Here is a 2,257-nt window from a genome sequence, read left to right as displayed (position 1 = left end):
GCTCAGAGATTTCTACGTCAGTTTCTGGGTAGTTTTCGAAAGCAGTTTCACCCGTTTCTGCACGCCAGCCTAGTAGGTTAACATCGTCGTTTGCCCAGTCAGCCATCATAGTGCTAGAGAAGTGACCTGTGATGATGTCATCCATGTGCTTGTTGTATAGCGGACGCATCAGCTCTTTTAGCTCTTCAGAAAGCTCAAATGCTTTTACTTTTGCTGGGTTTGATAGACGATCCATCATGTGAGTGATACCACCAAACTTCAGTGCTTCAGTGATGGTTTCCCAACCGTATTGAAGAAGCTTACCTGCATAGCCTGGATCGATACCGTCAGCAATCATCTTCTCGTAACATACGATAGAACCAGCCTGTAGCATGCCACAAAGGATAGTTTGCTCACCCATTAGGTCAGATTTCACCTCAGCAACAAAAGAAGACTCTAGACAACCAGCACGGTGGCCACCTGTTGCTGCAGCCCAAGCTTTCGCGATATCCCAACCTTCGCCTTTAGGGTCGTTCTCTGGGTGAACAGCGATAAGAGTCGGTACACCAAAACCACGCTTGTATTCTTCACGAACTTCCGTACCCGGACACTTAGGTGCAACCATTACTACCGTTAGGTCTTTACGGATTTGCATGCCTTCTTCAACAACATTGAAACCGTGTGAGTAACCTAGTGCTGCGCCTTCTTTCATTAGCGGCATTACTGTCTCAACAACGTTTGTGTGCTGCTTATCTGGAGTAAGGTTTACTACTAGGTCAGCTTGTGGAATTAGCGTTTCGTAGCTACCTACTTCAAAACCGTTGTCTTTTGCGTTTTTGAATGACTGGCGCTGCTCATCAATAGCTGCCTGGCGAAGTGCATAAGCAACGTCTAGACCAGAGTCACGCATGTTCAGACCTTGGTTAAGGCCTTGAGCACCACAACCTACGATGACCACTTTCTTACCTTTTAGGTAATCTGCTTCTGATGCGAATTCTTCGCGGTCCATAAAGCGACAACGACCAAGTTGGTCCAATTGCTCACGCAAGTTTAGGGTATTGAAATAGTTAGCCATCTGGGTGCTCCTTAACATTCTTCCATAGAGGTCGGTATTTGTGTTACCGAATGAGTTCATACTAAAACAGACATTCTGTTGCTGAAAGTGATATATTCACAATTACTTATTGCAATTAATGCAACATGGAAGTGAAGATTTAATGAACATCAAAAGCCTGCAATTATTCATTCATCTATGTGATAGTAAAAGCTTCGCTAAGACAGCAGCAGCAATGCATATCAGCCCTTCAGCACTGAGTCGGCAGATCCAGAAATTGGAAGAAGAAACACATCAACAGCTGTTCTTGCGTGATAACCGAAGTGTTGAATTAACAGTTCAAGGAAAGAAGCTATTACCTGTAGCACTAAAGATCTTAGGTGAGTGGCAGCAATACCAAAGTTATGTCAAAGGGACAGAAGACGAGTTAAAGGGTGAGATACGTTTATTTTGCTCGGTAACCGCAAGTTACAGCCACCTCCCAGAGCTGATTTCTGAATTCCGCATTCAGCATCCATTTATCGAATTCAAACTCTCTACTGGCGATCCAGCGCAAGCCATCGATAAAATATTGGCAGATGAGGCTGATATCGCGATCTCTGCTAAGCCAGACCAACTGCCAGCTAAAGTCTCCTTTGAACCAATCAGTGAGATTCCCCTATCGGTGATAGCGCCAGTTGGAGTCAGCAGCTTCGCTGAAGAGCTACAGAAAGAAACCCCAGATTGGTCAACGATCCCTTTTATTCTCCCAGAAGCAGGCACAGCAAGAGAAAGAGCGAATGTTTGGTTTAAGCAAATGAAGATAAAACCAAATATCTACGCACAAGTAGCAGGGCACGAAGCCATTGTCAGCATGGTGGCTTTAGGTTGTGGCGTAGGTATCGCACCGGATGTGGTAATCAACAACAGCCCTGTCAGAGAGAAGATAAATCGACTCAAGGTTCTACCTATAAAACCATTTGAACTCGGGGTCTGTTGCATCAAGAGCCAACTAGAAAATCCATTAGTGAAAGCCCTATGGGAAGTCGCAGAAAGTAAGTATATCTCCCTGTAGACATACCTGACTCAAATAGGAATCTTAAGCCCGTTACACAAGTACCGGGCTTTTTGTTTGCAGTCAATCTTGAACATAAAATCTAGAGCAGCACAAAAAGAGCGCAACGTCACTGTTCATATAACAAAAATAGCACTAGAAAAACGATGAGAGTAAGTAAGCACTTACGT

The 2,257-nt window shown here is 44.4% G+C and carries 2 protein-coding genes; one reads left to right on the top strand and one right to left on the bottom strand.

Translation table 11 applies throughout. From position 1 onward, the window contains the following. A partial coding sequence (gene ilvC / locus KIO97_RS26745; protein WP_285384428.1) for a ketol-acid reductoisomerase occupies nt 1-1,054 on the bottom strand: 1,054 nt, incomplete at its 3' end. Between the two features lie 142 nt (nt 1,055-1,196). Between ilvC and ilvY the strand changes: the two genes are divergently transcribed. Beyond that, nucleotides 1,197-2,087 carry an HTH-type transcriptional activator IlvY gene (gene ilvY / locus KIO97_RS26740; RefSeq protein ID WP_285384427.1) on the top strand — a complete coding sequence of 297 codons (891 nt, stop codon included), beginning with the start codon at nt 1,197-1,199 and terminating at the stop codon, nt 2,085-2,087. Nucleotides 2,088-2,257 lie beyond the last annotated feature (170 nt).

The organism is Vibrio sp. B181a (genome assembly GCF_030248375.1).
In the GTDB taxonomy this organism is placed as follows: Bacteria; Pseudomonadota; Gammaproteobacteria; order Enterobacterales; family Vibrionaceae; genus Vibrio; species Vibrio campbellii.
The sequence above is the reverse complement of the archived record's forward strand: the minus strand, read 5'-3'. Positions and strand labels throughout refer to the sequence as shown.

What these genes read in the sequence shown, in the direction of transcription:
- ilvY (WP_285384427.1), top strand. Translation starts at nt 1,197, where the DNA reads ATGAACATCAAAAGCCTGCAATTATTCATTCATCTATGTGATAGTAAA.